Origin of the sequence: Shuttleworthella sp. MSX8B, from assembly GCF_000524295.1 — a bacterium.
In the GTDB taxonomy this organism is placed as follows: domain Bacteria; phylum Bacillota; class Clostridia; order Lachnospirales; family Lachnospiraceae; genus Shuttleworthia; species Shuttleworthia satelles.
In genome coordinates, this window is record NZ_JAQT01000018.1 from 32,897 (window position 1) to 49,601 (window position 16,705).

Annotated in this window: 14 protein-coding genes and 1 riboswitch; of the genes, 3 read left to right on the plus strand and 11 right to left on the minus strand. The window is 56.1% G+C overall.

Annotated features, from left to right (window positions below; translation table 11 throughout):
• Nucleotide 1: 1 nt before the first annotated feature.
• From rapZ to HMPREF1508_RS10180, 11 genes are all read right to left on the minus strand, one after another.
• On the minus strand, nt 2-877 hold the full coding sequence (rapZ, locus tag HMPREF1508_RS04970; protein WP_044960019.1) for an RNase adapter RapZ: 876 nt from the start codon (nt 875-877) through the stop codon (nt 2-4).
• Nucleotides 877-1,770 carry a UDP-N-acetylmuramate dehydrogenase gene (gene murB / locus HMPREF1508_RS04975; RefSeq protein WP_044960086.1) on the minus strand — a complete coding sequence of 298 codons (894 nt, stop codon included), beginning with the start codon at nt 1,768-1,770 and terminating at the stop codon, nt 877-879. The genes rapZ and murB overlap by 1 nt, the downstream gene beginning before the upstream one ends.
• A 108-nt stretch (nt 1,771-1,878) precedes the next feature.
• A complete protein-coding gene (locus tag HMPREF1508_RS04980) occupies nt 1,879-3,276 on the minus strand; it encodes an aminopeptidase (RefSeq protein WP_044960022.1) in 1,398 nt (465 codons plus the stop codon).
• 11 nt (nt 3,277-3,287) lie between these two features.
• A complete protein-coding gene (hprK, locus tag HMPREF1508_RS04985; protein ID WP_044960026.1) occupies nt 3,288-4,226 on the minus strand; it encodes an HPr(Ser) kinase/phosphatase in 939 nt (312 codons plus the stop codon).
• Between the two features lie 56 nt (nt 4,227-4,282).
• The gene (uvrC, locus tag HMPREF1508_RS04990; protein ID WP_044960028.1) at nt 4,283-6,157 is read right to left on the minus strand and encodes an excinuclease ABC subunit UvrC; all 1,875 of its coding nucleotides are present in this window, start codon (nt 6,155-6,157) and stop codon (nt 4,283-4,285) included.
• A 135-nt stretch (nt 6,158-6,292) separates the two neighbouring features.
• A complete protein-coding gene (gene ftsH / locus HMPREF1508_RS04995; RefSeq protein WP_044960031.1) occupies nt 6,293-8,626 on the minus strand; it encodes an ATP-dependent zinc metalloprotease FtsH in 2,334 nt (777 codons plus the stop codon).
• Nucleotides 8,627-9,128: 502 nt separating this feature from the next.
• Nucleotides 9,129-10,667, minus strand: coding sequence for a sodium/proline symporter (locus tag HMPREF1508_RS05005; protein ID WP_044960036.1), 1,539 nt, complete (start codon nt 10,665-10,667; stop codon nt 9,129-9,131).
• 176 nt (nt 10,668-10,843) lie between these two features.
• Nucleotides 10,844-11,587: an amino acid ABC transporter ATP-binding protein gene (locus HMPREF1508_RS05010; protein ID WP_044960038.1), complete on the minus strand. Its 744-nt coding sequence runs from the start codon at nt 11,585-11,587 to the stop codon at nt 10,844-10,846.
• Nucleotides 11,577-12,311 carry an amino acid ABC transporter permease gene (locus tag HMPREF1508_RS05015; RefSeq protein WP_044960040.1) on the minus strand — a complete coding sequence of 245 codons (735 nt, stop codon included), beginning with the start codon at nt 12,309-12,311 and terminating at the stop codon, nt 11,577-11,579. The genes HMPREF1508_RS05010 and HMPREF1508_RS05015 overlap by 11 nt, the downstream gene beginning before the upstream one ends.
• A gap of 204 nt (nt 12,312-12,515) precedes the next feature.
• Nucleotides 12,516-13,304 carry an ABC transporter substrate-binding protein gene (locus HMPREF1508_RS05020; RefSeq protein WP_084640252.1) on the minus strand — a complete coding sequence of 263 codons (789 nt, stop codon included), beginning with the start codon at nt 13,302-13,304 and terminating at the stop codon, nt 12,516-12,518.
• A 59-nt stretch (nt 13,305-13,363) separates the two neighbouring features.
• Complete coding sequence (locus HMPREF1508_RS10180; RefSeq protein WP_156923186.1) at nt 13,364-13,510, minus strand: hypothetical protein; 147 nt, start codon at nt 13,508-13,510, stop codon at nt 13,364-13,366.
• Between the two features lie 72 nt (nt 13,511-13,582).
• On the opposite strand from HMPREF1508_RS10180, the gene HMPREF1508_RS05025 reads away from it, so the two are divergent.
• The 3 genes from HMPREF1508_RS05025 (at nt 13,583) to HMPREF1508_RS05035 (ending at nt 16,628) form a co-directional block, all read left to right on the plus strand.
• Complete coding sequence (locus tag HMPREF1508_RS05025) at nt 13,583-14,257, plus strand: response regulator transcription factor (RefSeq protein ID WP_044960044.1); 675 nt, start codon at nt 13,583-13,585, stop codon at nt 14,255-14,257.
• A 3-nt stretch (nt 14,258-14,260) separates the two neighbouring features.
• The gene (locus HMPREF1508_RS05030; protein WP_044960047.1) at nt 14,261-15,544 is read left to right on the plus strand and encodes a sensor histidine kinase; all 1,284 of its coding nucleotides are present in this window, start codon (nt 14,261-14,263) and stop codon (nt 15,542-15,544) included.
• A 140-nt stretch (nt 15,545-15,684) separates the two neighbouring features.
• Nucleotides 15,685-15,818: riboswitch (FMN riboswitch) on the plus strand.
• Between the two features lie 168 nt (nt 15,819-15,986).
• Nucleotides 15,987-16,628, plus strand: a complete 642-nt coding sequence (locus tag HMPREF1508_RS05035; RefSeq protein WP_044960049.1) for an ECF transporter S component — start codon at nt 15,987-15,989, stop codon at nt 16,626-16,628.
• Nucleotides 16,629-16,705 lie beyond the last annotated feature (77 nt).

The window sequence follows — 16,705 nt, forward strand, 5'->3', positions numbered from 1 at the left end:
CTTACTTACCTCTGGCCCGGTCCTTGTCAATATCCCGGTGTTCCTTCCTGATCCCGTAGTTCTTGTTCTTCTTTAAGCGGTCATAGAGCTGATTGGTCAGGGTGATCGACCGGTGCTTGCCCCCGGTGCAGCCGATGCAGACGACCAGCTGATTGCGTCCCTCCTTGATGTAATTGTCAATGAGGAATTGAACCATATCCGTCAGCTTGTCCAGAAAAACATGGGCCTCCGGGCAATTCATGACATACTCCTGAATCTCAGGATCATTCCCCGTCTTGGGGCGAAGGGAGACGACGTAGTAGGGATTTGGCAAAAAGCGCACATCGAAGACCAGGTCTGCGTCCTTGGGAATCCCATACTTGAACCCGAAGGAGAGCAGGGTCACCATCATGCTCTTATAGTCAGAGTCCTCCACCAGGATCCGCTCCATCTCCGCCTTGAGTTCCCTGGTCAGCAGGTGACTGGTGTCGATGATATAGTCCGCCCGGTAACGCAGATAAGAGAGGGCTCCTCTCTCCCGGGCGATCCCGGCGGAAAGGCGCTCTGACCCGGAGAGCGGATGATTGCGCCTGGTCTCTTTGTAGCGCTTCAAAAGGGTCTCGTCGTCCGCGTCCAAAAAGAGGACGTCCACCTTCTTGCCATCCCGATCCAGTTCGTTCAGGATATCGGCAATGCGCTCCAGATGTCCTTCGCTTCGAATATCAATGCCGACCGCCACCTTCTGCCCCTTTGGCATATTCTTGGCGGTCAGATCGACAAAGCTCTTAAAGAGGGGAATGGGCAGATTGTCCACGCAATAATAACCCATGTCCTCCAGAAACTTAAAGGCCGTCGATTTCCCGGATCCGGACATGCCGGTCAACAAGAGTAAATGCATTAAAATTCTCCCACAAATCTGACTTCCGGCTCCAGGTCAACATGAAACTTCTCTTTGACCCTCTCCCGGACATCCTCCATGAGCTGACGGACCTCCGCGGCGGAGGCTCCGCCCAGATTGACGACAAAACCGCAGTGCTTCTCTGACACCTGGGCCTGACCGACCCGATAGCCCCGAAGACCGGCATCCTGGATCAGCTTGCCCGCGAAATATCCCTCCGGTCTCTTGAAGGCGGACCCGGCGGACGCCATCTCCAGGGGCTGTCTGGCAGTCCTTCGCCTTGTCAGATCAGCCATGGCAGCGTCGATCTCCCCCGCGTCTCCCCTCGTAAGCTGCAGGATGGCGGAGAGAACAATTCCTCCCTCATCCCTGACGCGGGAATGACGATAGGAGAAGTCCATCTCCTCCAGAGAGTAATTGCGAATCTCTCCCTCCTCTGTCAGAAGCTCCACAGAGGCAAGCACATCCGCCATCGTGCCCCCATAGGCTCCGGCATTCATCATAATGGCGCCCCCCAGACTTCCCGGGATCCCGGACAGAGATTCCATGCCGCTGAGTCCGGCCCGCTGGGCCTGCCTAGCCACCCTGACCAAAAGAGCCCCGGCCTCCGCCTCAATGCGCTCTTCGCTGACGCAGATCTGATTCATGGAATTTCCTATGTGGATCACCGCTCCCCGGATCCCCTTATCCCCCACCAGCAAATTGGAGCCGTTGCCCAGAATCATCAGGGGGGCCTTTTCCTCTTTCAGGGCCGCGAGCAGGGGGGGAAGCTGATCCTTCCGCGGCTCCAGAAACAGGTCCGCCGGGCCGCCGATGCGGAAGCTGGTATGCGCCGACATCGGCTCATCCACACGAATCTGCTTCTCCTCCAGAACGCTTGCTGCAGCTCTCATCCAAGAATCCCGCATCCCGTCTTCCAACCTTTCTCTGTGACTGTTCTCTGTGGTCCTTCTCTATGACCTCTTCTGCCGGCTTCCCGTCCCTTATCAGAAGCTTCCTTCTCACAGCTCCTTCGCTGCAAGAAATGCCTGATAGCCCAGCAGGGCCTCGTAAAGGTCCACCTTGCTGACAATCTCCCACGGCGCGTGCATGTTGAGAACGGCGACGCCGCTGTCGATGACCTCCATGCCGTAATTGCCCAGAATATAGGCGATCGTTCCACCGCCGCCCTGGTCAACCTTGCCCAGCTCCGCCGTCTGCCAGTAGACCTCATTGTCATCAAAGATCCGGCGGATCCTTGCCATATACTCCGCAGAAGCGTCATTGGAGCCGGATTTGCCCCTGGCTCCGGTGTACTTGTTGATCACCAGCCCTCTCCCGAAGTAGGCGGCATTCTTCTTCTCCATGACGTCCGGGTAGTTGGGGTCAAAGGCGGCGGAGACATCGGATGAGAGCGCCATCGAGTTCATCAGAGCCCTCTTGGTCTTGATCTCTTCATAATCCTCTGTCGCCGCAATGAGCTCGGCCACCGTGTTCTCGAAGAAGAGAGACTGCATGCCCGTAGCTCCCACAGATCCGATCTCCTCCTTGTCCACCAGAAGACAGGCCTGGGTTCTCTCCTGTGCTTTTGAGACCAGGATAGCCGCGAAGGAGGGATAGGCGCAGACTCTGTCGTCGTGTCCATAGCCCATGATCATACTTCGGTCCACTCCGTAATCACGGGCGGCCCCGGCGGGAACCACCTCAATCTCCGCGGACAAAAAGTCCTCCTCATCGACTCCATACTGCTCAGCCAGGATGCGCAGGACATTGGCCTTGACCCTCTCCTTGACCTGATCATCGCAATCTTCCAGGGGGCGACTGGCGATCAGAACATCCAGAGCTTCTCCCTCGACCACCTTGGCTCCGGGCTTCTCCAGCTGCCTGGCGGACAGATGAATCAAAAGGTCAGAAACCCCGAAGACGGGATCCTCCGGCTTCTCACCGATATTGACGGGAACAAGGCTGCCGTCCTTTTTGGCAATGACCCCGTGCAGGGCCAGGGGCAGAGTCACCCACTGATACTTCTTGACGCCGCCGTAATAATGCGTGTCCAAAAGAACCAGGTCGCTGTCCTCATAGAGGGGATTCTGCTTTAAATCCATGCGGGGCGAATCAATATGCGCTCCCAGAATATTCATCCCCTGAGCCAGCGACTGGCTGCCTATGATAAAAAGAGCCAGGGTCTTGCCCATATGCTGACGATAGACTCTGTCCCCGGCAGAAAGCCGTCTTCCGGAAGCGATGACCTCCTCAAGGTCTCTAAATCCCGCCTTCTCCGCTTTTTCAATAAAGTAGGAGACGCACTCCCGCTCGGTCTTGTTGGCCGAGAGAAAACGCCGATAGTCCTCGGCGAATTTCATGACCAGAGACTGGTCTTTAGCTCCTTGATATTTTTCCCATGCATTCTTGCGTTCCATGCTTGTCCTTTCTATCTGTCCAGGCGCTCTCCCATGTTGTCCTCCATGCGGCGGTAGAGCTCCTCGACCGCGTTGTAGCCCATCTTCTTCTGGCGGTGGTTGACGGCAGCCGTCTCACAGATAACCGCCAGATTTCGCCCGGGGCGGATGGGCAGGGAATGGCAGACCACGTCCTTGCCCAGAATATCCATATGCTCGTCATTGAGCCCAAGCCTGTCATATTCCTGGTCCGGCTTCCACTCCTGCAGACGGATCACCAGATCAATATTCTGGGAGTCCTTGACGCATTCCACTCCAAAGAGGCTCTTGACGTCGATGATGCCAATTCCCCGCAGCTCGATCAGATGCCTGAGGACACCGGGCGCGCTCCCCCGCAGGGTGTGCTCATTGATCTTACGGATCTCGACCACGTCATCCGCCACCAGACGATGGCCGCGCCGAACCAGTTCCAGAGCCGCCTCGGACTTGCCGATACCGCTCTCTCCGGTAATCAAAAGTCCCTCTCCATAGACATCGACCAGGACCCCATGGATGCTGGTGGCCGGGGACAGCTGCAGGTTCAGATAATAGATCAGTTCCGAGGAGAACTGGCTGGTCGCCGCGCTGGTCCCCAGAAGGGGAATATTGTGCCGGTAGGCCGCCTCCAGAAGAGAATCCTCCGGCTCAAAGCTCCGGCAGAGAATCATCGCCGGGATATCGTGTGAGAGAAGCGTCTCAAAGATATCCGCCCGCTCCTCCGGAGACTTCTGACGCAAATAGGCATTTTCAACCATGCCAAGCAGCTGAATGCGCTCCGCCTCGAAATGCTCGTAAAAGCCATTGAGCTGCAGGGCCGGACGGTTAATATCCGGAATCTGCACGCTGTGCTCCTCCAGATTGATCTTATCCGTGAAATTCACCAGGCTCAGCTGTCTGGCGATATCAGAGAGTTTGGCTCCTTTTTTCTTCATAGATCCCTCCCGAACGCTTGGCGCCTTATTTGAAAGACCGATTACAGAATAGCACATCAATGCCTGTGCAAAAAGTCCCAGACCGCCTGGGCGGAAGTCCGGTTCATCCCGTCGATCGCCGCCAGATCCTCTACGCTCTCAGCCGCCATGGCCTGAGCATCATCGAAGCGGCGCATGAGAGCCTTGCGGCGGGCGGGGCCGATGCCCGGAATATCGTCCAGAAAGGAGTGAACCTGGGCCGCGGACCGCAGAGACTTGTGATAACTGATGGCGAAGCGGTGGGCTTCGTCCTGTAATCTGCTGATCAGCTGAAAGCCCTCCGAGCTCTTGTCAATCGGCAGCTCCCTGTCGTGAAAATAGATGCCCCGCGTATTATGATGATCGTCCTTGACCATTCCGGCCACAGGGATATCCAGCTTCAGCTCCCGCAGAACCTCCTCCGCGATATGGACCTGGCCCTTGCCCCCGTCCATCATGAGAATATCCGGGAATTTTGTGAAGGCTCCCAGCTTCTCATCCATCTGCTTCTCCCGCAGCTTTTCCTTCTCCTCCATGCCATGCCTGAATCGGCGGGTCAGCACCTCCCGCATGGAGGCATAGTCATCCGGCCCCTCGATCGTCTTGAGGCGGAACTTCCGGTAGTCAGACCGCTTGGCCTTGCCGCGCTCGAAGACCACCATGGATCCGACCGTGGCGAAGCCCATGATATGTGAGATATCATAGGCCTCCATGCGCTCCACGCGCTCGAGACCCAGAAGCTGCGCAATCTGGCGCATGGCCCCGATCGTTCTCCCCTCCTGCCTTTTGATCTTCTCCTGATCCCGGTTCATGATCATCTGCGCGTTTTTGGCGGCCAGGTCCATCAGGCGAGCGTTTTTCCCCCGCCTGGGATACCTGAGATAGACCCTCTGTCCCCGCTTATCTGAGAGCCAGTCCTGGGTCAGCCTGCTGTCGTCGATTTCAATCGGCAGGCAGATCTCTCTGGGAATGAAAGGGGTCCCCGCGTAAAACTGGTGGACAAATGCCCCCAAGACCTCCTTCTCTCCCTCATCCGCCCGGACATTGACCGCGAAATGGTCCCTGCCGATCATCTTGCCCGCCCGGATGTAGAAGACGGATACCACGGCGTCTTCTCCCTCGATCGCCGCAGCGATGACGTCCAGATCCTCCTCGTCATATCGGGTGATCTTCTGCCTCTGGGCTGTGTGCTCGATCGCCTTGAGCAGGTCCCGGTACTCGGCCGCCCTCTCAAAATCCATTGCCGCGGCCGCGTCATTCATCCTGGCTGTCAGCTCCCGCGACACCGTCCCCGTATCCCCATCCAAGAAACGGAGGGCGTCATGAACATGCTCCATGTAGTCCTCCTGAGAGATCTTTCCGTCGCAGGGGGCGTCGCACTGTTTCATGTGGTAGTTGAGACAGGGGCGGTCCTTTCCGATGTTCTCCGGGAGCCTGCGATTACAGGTGCGAATCCGGTAGAGCTTCTGCACAAGCTCAATGGTCTGATGGGTGGCCTCTGCCGAGCTGAAGGGACCGTAGTATTTCGCCCCGTCCTTTTTAACCCTGCGGACAAAGAGGATCCTCGGATAGGCCTCCTGCAGGGTGACCTTAATATAGGGGTAGGTCTTATCATCTCTGAGCAGGGTATTGTATTTGGGCCGATGCTCCTTGATCAGGTTATTTTCCAGGACCAGAGCCTCCAGCTCCGAGTCGGTCACAATATACTCAAACCAGCTGATGCGCTCCACCATCTGCCGCTTCTTGACGCCCTCGTCATGAGAGGCCTGGAAGTACTGGTGCACCCGCTTGGTCAGGCTGACCGCTTTGCCCACATAGATGATCTGATCGGTGGCGTCGTGCATGATATAGACGCCGGGCGCGTCCGGCAATTTCTTCAGTTCCTCTTCCAGAATAAAATCCGTGCTGCCCATATCGACTCCTCCCATCCTGTGGAATGCGCGCGCCGCAAGCATCCTACAGCCATGGATAAACAGAACCCGGGATCTGTTCTCCCCGGGTTCTGCTTGAACGATCTGATCTGACGGGGAGCCTGGCCCCCTGTCTGATCACGCTTTCTCTTTTCCCTCTTCTGCCGACTCAGCAGGCGTCTTTTCTTTCTCAGAGGGATCGCCCTCGGCCAAATCCCTGCTCTCCTCAGAAGCGTCTCTTCCCGTGGAAGCTCTTTCTGCGTCAACTCTTTCCACGGCAGACTCTTCTTCTGCTCCCGGCACCTCGCCTGAGCGCTCTGCGGGAGTCTCTTTCTCTGGTCTCGACACATCGTCTGAGCGCTCCGGAAAGACGGGCTCTTTCTCCTGGGGCTTAAACTCCTTGACCCGGTCCTGGTAACCGCTCTCAGGAACCTGCCCGGCAGAAGACTGGTCTCCTTCCTCCCCTGCAGACTTACCTGCCTGACTGGCCCGATCCGCCTCCATCATGGCCATGGCGGACTCGACGAAGCTGACGGCCTCCTGATCCTCCTGCGGCTGGGGCAGACCCTCCAGCTGACGGAAGATCTTCATGAACTGCTTGCCGGTGATGGTCTCCTTCTCATAGAGGAAATCCGCAATCCGGTCCAGGGTATTCCTGTGCTCTGTCAAAAGACGAACCGCCTCATCATAACCCTGATTGATAAAGCTCAGCACCTCATCGTCGATCTGAGCCGCCGTATTCTCTCCGCAGTTCAAAGCGGCCCGGCCATCCAGGTACTGGCTCTCGACAGTGGCCAGCCCCATCATGCCGAACTTGTCGGACATGCCGAAGCGGGTAACCATGGCCCTGGCAATATTGGTGGCCTGTTCGATGTCATTGGCCGCGCCGGAGGTCATGGAGCCAAAGACCACCATCTCGGCGGCGCGCCCGCCCATCAGGGTGGCAATACGGGCCTGCAGCTCCTCCTTGGTCTCCAGGAATTTCTCCTCCTCGGGAGTCTGCAGGGTATAACCCAGGGCCCCCATGGTTCTGGGCACAATGGTAATCTTCTGCACCGGCTCCGTATTCTTCTGCAGGGCAGCCAGCAGCGCGTGTCCCACCTCATGATAGGCGACAATCTTGCGCTCCTGGTCGCTCATAACCTGGTTCTTCTTCTCCCGCCCGCCGACGGCTACCAATTCGAACGCCTCAAAGAGATCCTTCTGGCTGACGAATTTGCGCCCGTGCTTGACGGCGCAGATGGCAGCCTCATTGATGATATTGGCCAGGTCAGACCCCACCAGGCCGGCGGAGGCTGTCGCCAGAGAGTCCAGATCAACCGTCTCGTCCATTGGCACATCCTTGGCGTGAACCTTGAGGGTGGCCAGTCGCCCCTTCTGATCCGGGCGGTCTACAATGATCCGACGGTCAAAGCGTCCGGGCCTGAGAAGAGCCTTATCCAGAACCTCCGGCCGGTTGGTGGCCGCCAGGACTAAAAGACCCTTCGATGTGTCAAAGCCATCCATCTCGGCCAAAAGCTGGTTGAGGGTCTGCTCGCGCTCATCATTTCCTCCGCCGAAGCGGGAATCACGGCTCTTGCCGATCGCGTCAATCTCATCGATGAAAATAATACAGGGAGCCTGCTTCTGCGCCTCTTTGAAGAGATCCCGGACGCGGGAAGCGCCCACGCCGACGAACATCTCGACGAAGTCAGAACCCGCCAGAGAGAAGAAGGGAACGCCCGCCTCTCCCGCCACAGCCTTGGCCAAAAGAGTCTTACCGGTTCCCGGAGGTCCCACCAAAAGCGCTCCCTTGGGGAGCTTGGCCCCAATCTCAATGTACTTGCGGGGATTGTGCAGGAAGTCGACAACCTCTACCAAAGACTCCTTGGCCTCATCCTGGCCTGCCACATCCTTGAACTTGACCCCGGTCGATTTCTCCACATAGACCTTGGCATTGGACTTGCCCGGATTCATCCCAAGGCCTCCTCCCATGCGGCGCATGAGGAAGGCGAAGAGGATCCAGAGCAGGGCCAGGGGGATCACCATGGAGGCGATATTGTAAATCAGGGCTGTCGTATCGGAATTGAGCTTGCCCGAGATCACGACATTGTGCTGTTTCATGGCTGGGATCAGCTCGCTGTCCTGTATATAGGCCGTGAAATAAGTGGTCTTGACCTCCTGACCGGTGGCCTCCTGAATCAGCTTGGAGTTCTCCTGCGCCTTATCATTCTTATAGGAGGCGTTATCCTTCAGGGTAAACTCAATGCGGTCGCGATTGATTGTCGCCTTCTCCACCTGATCGGAAGTAACCAGCCTGTAAAACTCGGTGTAGGGAACCTCTGTCTTGTTAGATGAGGCTCTGTTGTAGACCAGACTGGTGAAAAACATGGCCAGCAGGATAAAAACCAAGAGCAAAATCACCGGCTGCGGAACCCGGCTATTCTTCTTGTCGTCTCCGGATCCGCCGCCGGAATTGTAATTCTGATTCATAAAGACCTCCGTTGATCCTGCCGTCCCTTTCGAGACTTTTATTTTCGCAATTACTCTGCAATGTGGATGCCAAAGTTATCGTGACGGATTCTTCTTCCGCAAGCCCTTTGGCATTCCCTGTAGAGACAGGCAGGGACCAGGTACGAGTACTCGATTATTGTAAAAAACGCATTTACCTACCCTATGATAGAGCAGTTAAATGCGCACTTCAATGACTTTATCCGCACTTCCTGCGGCTCTTTATCTACACTTTCCACGGCTTCTGTACCCTTATCCACGGGTTTCTGTGATCTGCCCTGTTCGGCCTTGGCCAGGGCAGCCAGACCCCGACCAGGCGGGCAAAGGCGATCGGCAATCTGGCCCCCCAGGCAGACGAAAGCAACTTTAGAAAGTGATTGTCGGCGCCTTTTCAGAGATCCGGGTCTCCAGGCAAGCGGGAATGACCGGGCGATCAGGCGGATAAAAGCGATCAGCAATCTGGCCCCAAACAAGTGGAAATAACTCAGTCTCCCCTGCATACCGCATCGAACTCTTCTGTCATCTCTCTGGAGGGAGCGGGCGTGACCAGACTGACTGCAATCATGAGCAGGGCGCTGACCAAAAAGGCCGGCAGCAGCTCATAAATGTCCCAGACTCCTCCCAGGGGGCGAACCAGATACTTCCAGGCGAAGACCATGACCCCCCCGGAGATCATCCCCGCGATGGCCCCGTAGCGATTGGCCCGTCTCCAGAAGAGGGCCAGAAGCATGACCGGTCCGAAAGCAGCACCAAAGCCCGCCCAGGCAAAGGAAACAATGGCAAAGACAGAGGAATCCGGGTCTCTGGCAATAAAAATAGACAGCAGGGCGATGGCAATGACCGTCAGACGGGCGGCCAGTACTCTCTGCTTCTCAGTCAGAGACAGTCCGAAGACTTCCACCAGCAGATTCTCCGAGAAGGAGGATGAGGCGGCCAGAAGCTGGGAGTCAGAGGTAGACATGGTACAGGCCAGGATCCCCGCCAGGATTACTCCGGCAAGAAGGGCGAAGCCCAGGCCGTTGCCTGAGAGCAGGTGCGCGATCCGGATAATGGAGTTCTCCGCGTCAGCTGAGGTCTTTGCCACAGCGATTGCCCCCGCCTTACTCATGGCATTGGCGACAATGCCGATGAAGATGGCAACCGCCATGGAAATCAGCACCCACACAGAGGCAATGCGGCGGGAGACCTTGATCTTCTTCTCGTCGCCAATCGCCATGAAGCGAAGGAGGATGTGCGGCATCCCGAAGTAGCCCAGGCCCCAGGCCAGGTTGGCAAAGGCCTGCATGAAGGTGTAGGGGGTCGCTGTCTGCGGAACGTTGCTGTTGCCCATCTGGCGCAGGCTCAGATAACCCGCAATCCCTCTGGCATTCTCAAGCACCCGGTCCAGACCGCCGGCCGCATTGATTCCGAAGAGGACCACAATGGCCAGGGCAACGGTCATGACGATGGACTGTACCAGATCCGTCGTAGATGCCGCCAGGAAGCCGCCCAGCATCGTATAGAGAATGATCACCGCCGCGGACACGAGCATGGCGAGAATATAATTAACACCAAAGAGTGTGTGAAAGAGCTTGCCGCAGGCCGCAAAACCGGAAGCCGTATAGGGAATGAAGAAAATCAGGATCCAAATGGCGGAGACAGCCAGCAGAATCCGACTCTTATCCCGGAAGCGATTTGCGAAGAAGCTCGGGATCGTGATGGAATTATTAGCCTTGATGGTGTAGCGGCGCAGACGCTTGGCCACGAGCAGCCAGTTGAGATAGGTTCCCAGAGCCAGGCCTATGGCGGTCCAGCTGGCATCCGCCAGCCCCGAAATATAGGCAATTCCGGGCAGCCCCATCAAAAGCCAGGAGCTCATATCCGAGGCCTCGGCGCTCATGGCTGTGACAATAGGCCCCAGCCTGCGTCCCCCCAGATAGAAGTCATCTGTGCTGGCATTCTGCTTCGAGGACCAGATGCCAATCGCCAGCATGAGAATCATATAGGAGACAATACTGACGCTAATTCCGATTTCATTGATCATACTTCTTGCTCTCTCTCTTTATCGCAGCAGCCCACCGACAGAGGCCCTCACCATCCGACCCAGGCGGGCTCCGCACAAGCGGGCCCTCACAGTCCGACTCAGAGAATCCCTGCGCAAGCGGATCCTCACAGTCCGTCTCAGAGGATCTCCGCGCAAGCAGGTCCTCACAGTCCGGCTCAGAGCACCTTGGCCAGGAAATCCCGCAGGCGCTCGCTCTTCGGTGCGTCAAAGATCTGCGCGGGACTGCCCTGCTCGATGATCTTGCCGCCATCCACAAAGATCACCTCTGAGGCCACCTCTCTGGCAAAGCCCATCTCATGGGTGACGCAGGCCATAGTCATCCCCTCCCTGGCCAGCTGCTTCATGACCTCCAGGACTTCCCCTACCATCTCCGGATCAAGAGCAGAGGTCGGCTCATCGAAGAGGAGAATCTCCGGGTTCATGCAGAGAGCCCGGACAATGGCAATTCGCTGCTTCTGGCCGCCGGAGAGCTGGCTGGGATAAGCATTGGCTCGATCGGACAGATTCACCCGCTCAAGAAGCTCCATGGCCTGCTTCTCAGCCTCCTCTTTGGAGAGCTTTCTCAGCTTCATGGGCGCGATGGTCATGTTCTTTAAGACCGTCATATTGGGGAAGAGATTAAAGTGCTGAAAAACCATCCCCATCTTCTGCCGGTGGAGATTAATATCAATTCCGGGATCCGCAATATTGACCCCGTCCACCAGAACCTGTCCCTCCGTGGGCATCTCCAGAAGATTGAGTGACCGAAGAAGGGTAGATTTCCCGGATCCTGATGGGCCGATGATCACCACGACCTCCCCCCGGTCGATGTCCAGATTAATATCGTCCAGGGCCTTGATGAGACCGCCGCGATAATATTTCTTAAGTCCTCTGACCTGAATCAGGGTATTAGCGCTCATTTTGACGAAGCCTCCTCTCAAGCCGACCAAAAACGGTCTCAAGAATAATGACAATCACCAGATAAATGCCTGCCACTGCAAAGAGGGGCATGAAAGCGGAATAGGTCCTGCTCCGGATGACATCGCCCGCCTTCGTCAGATCCATAATCCCCACATAGCCCGCGACGGAGGTCTCCTTGACCAGGGTGATGAACTCATTGAGAAGGGCGGGCAGAACCGCCTTGAATACCTGGGGCAGAATGATATAGATCATGGTCTGGGGATAATTAAAGCCCAGGGATCTGCCTGCCTCGAACTGGCCCTCGTCAATGGACATGATGCCGCCGCGGATGATCTCGGCCACATAGGCGGCAGAGTTGAGACCGAAGGCGAAAATGGCCACAGCGACCGCGTTCTTGGATGTGGCAAAAATAATGAAATAGGAGATCATCAGCTGAACAACAACAGGCGTGCCGCGGATGACCGTCAGGTAAATCTTGCAAATGACGTTCAAGCCCTTGAGCAGATAATAGGCCGGACTCTTACGGCGTCCCATCTCCTCTCCGCTCTTGTCCCAGGTAGAACGAACCGTCGCCACCAAAGCTCCTAAGAGAATTCCCACAATCACCGCGAAAACCGTGATCTGCAGGGTAACTCCCAGACCAGAGACAAGCGACTGCCATCGATTATCATTGATGAAGTTGAGGACAAACTGGGCCTTGAGCCCATCCCACCAAGCACTCATGCGTTTCTCCTTCCTCTCCCGTCACAAGAGGCCTCCCGACACAGATTCCGGGCTATTTGTTTCCCTCTATACACAGGCAAGGGCAAGGACGGCCTTGGCCGCCCTTGCCTTGCGCTGCCTGAGCTATTGTAGCTGAGGATACCGGTTCTTGCAATTTTCCGCCTTCCGGATGTCAGTGAGAATCCGGGAGCTGACTCGGATCTCTTACTTATTGGACTCATACTTGGCCAGGATCTTGTCGACGGTTCCGTCCGCCTTCAGATCCTTGATGGCCCGGTTGATCTTCTTCTGCAGGTCGTCGTTGCTCTTATTGACCGCGATCGCGTACTGCTCCTCCTCATAGGCGGTAGGCAGAATCTTTAAGGCAGATCCGTTGGCCTTGACATATTCCTGAGCGGGCTTGTTGTCGATGATAACAGCGTCTACCTTGCCGGACATCAGGGCCTGGACTGCGTCAGTGGCAACGGTGTAGCGGGTGATCTTGTCCTCGCCATAGTCCTTGGTGGCGTCAGTGTCTCCGGTGGTTCCAGTCTGCACACCGATCTTGCTGACATCCTTTAAGGCATCCTTGTCGGCAATCGAGGAGTCGCTCTTGACGATGATGGACTGAACCGCTGAGATGTAGGGATCTGAGAAGTTGACAGACTGCTTGCGCTCATCGTTGATTGTGATCCCGGACATGCCGAAATCGTACTTGCCCGACTGAACGCCGGCGATAATCGAGTCAAATGGAACATTCTGTATCTCCAGCTTAACCCCGAGCTTGTCGGCAACGGCCTGGGAGAGCTCAATATCAATTCCCTTGTAATCATTGCCCTCCATGTACTCATAGGGAGGGAAGTCGGCGGCGGTAGCCATGGTCAGCGTATCCTTCTTCTCAGAGCCCGTCTTGCCGCCGTTGTCTGTCTTGGACGAGCCGCAGGCTGCCAGTATGGATACGCTTGTCAGCATGACCAGACCCAGGACTGCAATTTTTTTCATCTTCATATTCATTACTCCTTATTTCTCTCAATCTCAGCCGCATTCGTCTTTCTCACGATCTGCCTGACTGGTTAGAGAGTATAGCAGGATATGAATAAATTTGCAAGCATTTCTTTTCTTCTTGTATTTTTATTCATATCCAACTGATCCTTCATGACCAAATCGTGCCCAAAATATTCTTTCCTTCCACCCCTTCCATTTCTTTCCGTTTCTTCCAAAATGATTTGCTCCACCTGTCGGGTCTTCGATTCTGTATAATGGAAGAAGATTTTCTATCGAAAGGAGAACCCATGCGCCTGCTCTTAGCCGAGGATGAACTCGACCTGTCCCGCGCCCTTGTCCGCATTCTCAAGGCCAACCACTACGAGGTGGATGCTGTCTATGACGGCCGGGACGCCCTGGACTACCTGGAAACCGGCGTCTACGACGGGGCCATCCTGGATATCATGATGCCCAAAATGGACGGGTTTACGGTGCTGCGAAAGATCCGTTCCGCCCAGAATGATATCCCTGTTCTCATGCTGACTGCCCGCTCCGAAATCGATGACCGGGTACAGGGACTGGACTCGGGGGCCGACGACTACCTGACCAAGCCCTTTTCCACGAGAGAACTCATCGCCAGAGTTCGCTCGATCACCCGCCGCAGAACCGTCGCGACCGATGCCAGCATGCATCTTGGAAGGCTGACCCTGGATCAGCTGACCTGCACGGCAAACGCTCCCGGAGGCAGCCTGCACCTGGCCAACAAGGAGTATCAGATCCTGGAGATGCTCCTGGCCAATCCGGGGCAGATCATATCTCCGGACCAGTTCATGGAGAAGATCTGGGGCTTTGAGAGCGATGTCGAACAGAATGTGGTCTGGGTCAATATCTCCAATCTCCGCCGCAAGCTGAAATCCATCGACGCCGGCATCGTCATCAAGGCCTCCCGGGGTCTCGGCTACTTTGTTCAGGAGGAGGAATAAACCATGTTCCGACAATTGCGCCGCAAATTCATCGGTCTGTCCATGCTCTCCGTCCTGATCGTTCTGACCCTTATCATGGGAGCCGTCAACCTGATCAATTACCGGTCCATGACAAAGTCGGCAGATCAGAAGCTGGCCCTTTTAGCCGGACAGGGCGGGCGCTTTGGCAGCAAGCCCCCGAAGGATAAGCCCCCAGGTGATTTCGACGCCGAGACTCCCTTCAGCAGCCGCTACTTCAGCGTCAGTCTCTCCGCGGATAATCAGGTCACGGCCTCCGACACAGACCACATCGCCGCAATCAACGCCGAGCAGGCCGCTTCCTATGCTCAGAAGCTGGCTCTCGGGGGGCTCCCCCGCCAGGGCTATCTGGGCCGCTACCGCTATCTTCTGCAGGAAAAGAGCGCAGACCAGGCCAAGTCCAAATCCAACAGCCAAAGCCAGTCCAAAGAGACAGGCTCTTCGGATACGACCGCCAGAACCTATTACTTTTTGGATACCCAGCCCCAGATGCAATCCTTCTACAGCTTTCTCTACGGAAGTCTGGCGGCCGGCGCAGGCGGTCTTCTTTTCGTCTTTCTCCTGCTCCTGCCGGCCTCAAGGCGGGCAGTCGGCCCCATCGTTGAGAGCTACAGCAAACAGCGGCAGTTCATCACCGATGCCAACCACGAGCTCAAGACTCCTCTGGCTGTTTTGGCCGCCAACAATGAGGTGATCGAGATGGACTATGGAACTTCCGAGTGGACTATCTCCAACCACCGCCAGATTGACCGGCTGAATGCCCTCGTGGAGAAACTGGTCCTTCTCTCCCGCATGGAGGAGGAAGGTCCCCGCCTGAACATCGAGAAGGTCGACTTCTCCCAGATGGTCCTGGAGGCCGCCGAATCCTTTGACGCCCCTGCCCGGACCAGGGGGCGCAGCCTGACCATCAGCGTCGCCCCTTCCATTTCCCTGGAATGCGATCCCGCCTCCATGCAGCAGCTGCTCAGTCTTCTGTTGGACAATGCCCTCAAGTACTCCGACCAGGGGGGCAGCATCGAAGTAACCCTGGCCTCTACGGCCAAGGGTAAGCTTTTGACGATTCGCAATACGGTTGATTCCATCCCTCAGGGTGATCTCTCCCGCCTCTTTGAGCGCTTCTATCGTCTGGACAGCTCCCGCAATTCGAAGACGGGCGGTTATGGAATCGGGCTGGCTGTGGCCAAGGCCATCGTCAAGACCCACAAGGGGAAAATCACGGCCACAAGTCCCGACGGCAAGTCCGTGATATTTACCGTCCTCCTCCCATGATTTTCAGGAAATGCCTGTCATCCCAAATGGTTCGATGACTGATCTCAGCCTCCATCCACGATTTTCAGGAAATGCCCCTGGAAGTACCCAAAAACAGGTTGCTTGACAGCAAGTGAGCCCGGGGCTAGAATCACTGTGTACACAATCTTTGGGGCAGGTGAAATTCCTGACCGGCGGTGACAGTCCGCGAACCCCTTTGGGGCCGACCCGGTGGAATTCCGGAACCGACGGTAGCAGGCAGATGTCTGGACAGTCCGGATGGGAGAAGATGGATACGCTCACAGGTCGCAGTCAGGACTTTCATGAGATGAACCATCTCGTGGAAGTCCTTTTTCATTCTCGGCAATGGCAAGGCCTCCATCTAGTCAAAGGTGTACCGAAACTTTGGATTTCCCGCGGAAAAACAGCAGACCCGCGGGAAAGAGCAGAATTGGAGGTAATTATGGACACACTTGTCAGAGATAACCCCACCCGGGGAGAGGAGACCCAAAAAGCAAGCGGCTTCAGCACAAGGAGACTGGTGATCATCGCCATGTTCTCCGCCTTATCCGCCATCCTCATGCTCTTTGAGCTGTCGCTCCCCATTGCCCCTTCCTTCCTGAAGTTCGACATTTCCGACCTGCCCGCGATCCTGGGCACCTTCATGATGGGACCTGTCGCCGGTATTATCATAGAGGCTCTCAAGAATATCTTAAAGCTCCTCTTCCGTGGAACCTCTACCGCCTTTGTGGGTGAGCTGGCCAACTTTGCCGGCGCCGCTGTTTTCGTTTTGACCGCCTCTTTGGTCTACCGCTTCAAAAAAGGGAAGATGGGGGCAGTCCTCTCGCTCTGCGTGGGAACCGTTCTAACAACCATCGCTTTCGTCTTCATTGATTACTTCGTGATTTTTCCCATGTATGTAACCTTCTACGGCATGCCCATGGATTCCATCATCAAGATGGGGACCATGGTCAACGGCCGCATCAGCGATCTCTTTACCATGATGGTCTACGCCGTTGCCCCCTTTAATCTGATCAAGTACGGTCTGGTCTCCCTGATCACCTTCTTCACCTACAAGCGGCTGAAGCAGATTCTCTTCCGATAAGACTCTTTTTGTCCAAAAGCAAACCGCTTCTTTTTCAAATGTCTGATTCATCCCTGTAGGATCGCTTCTTCTGCGGA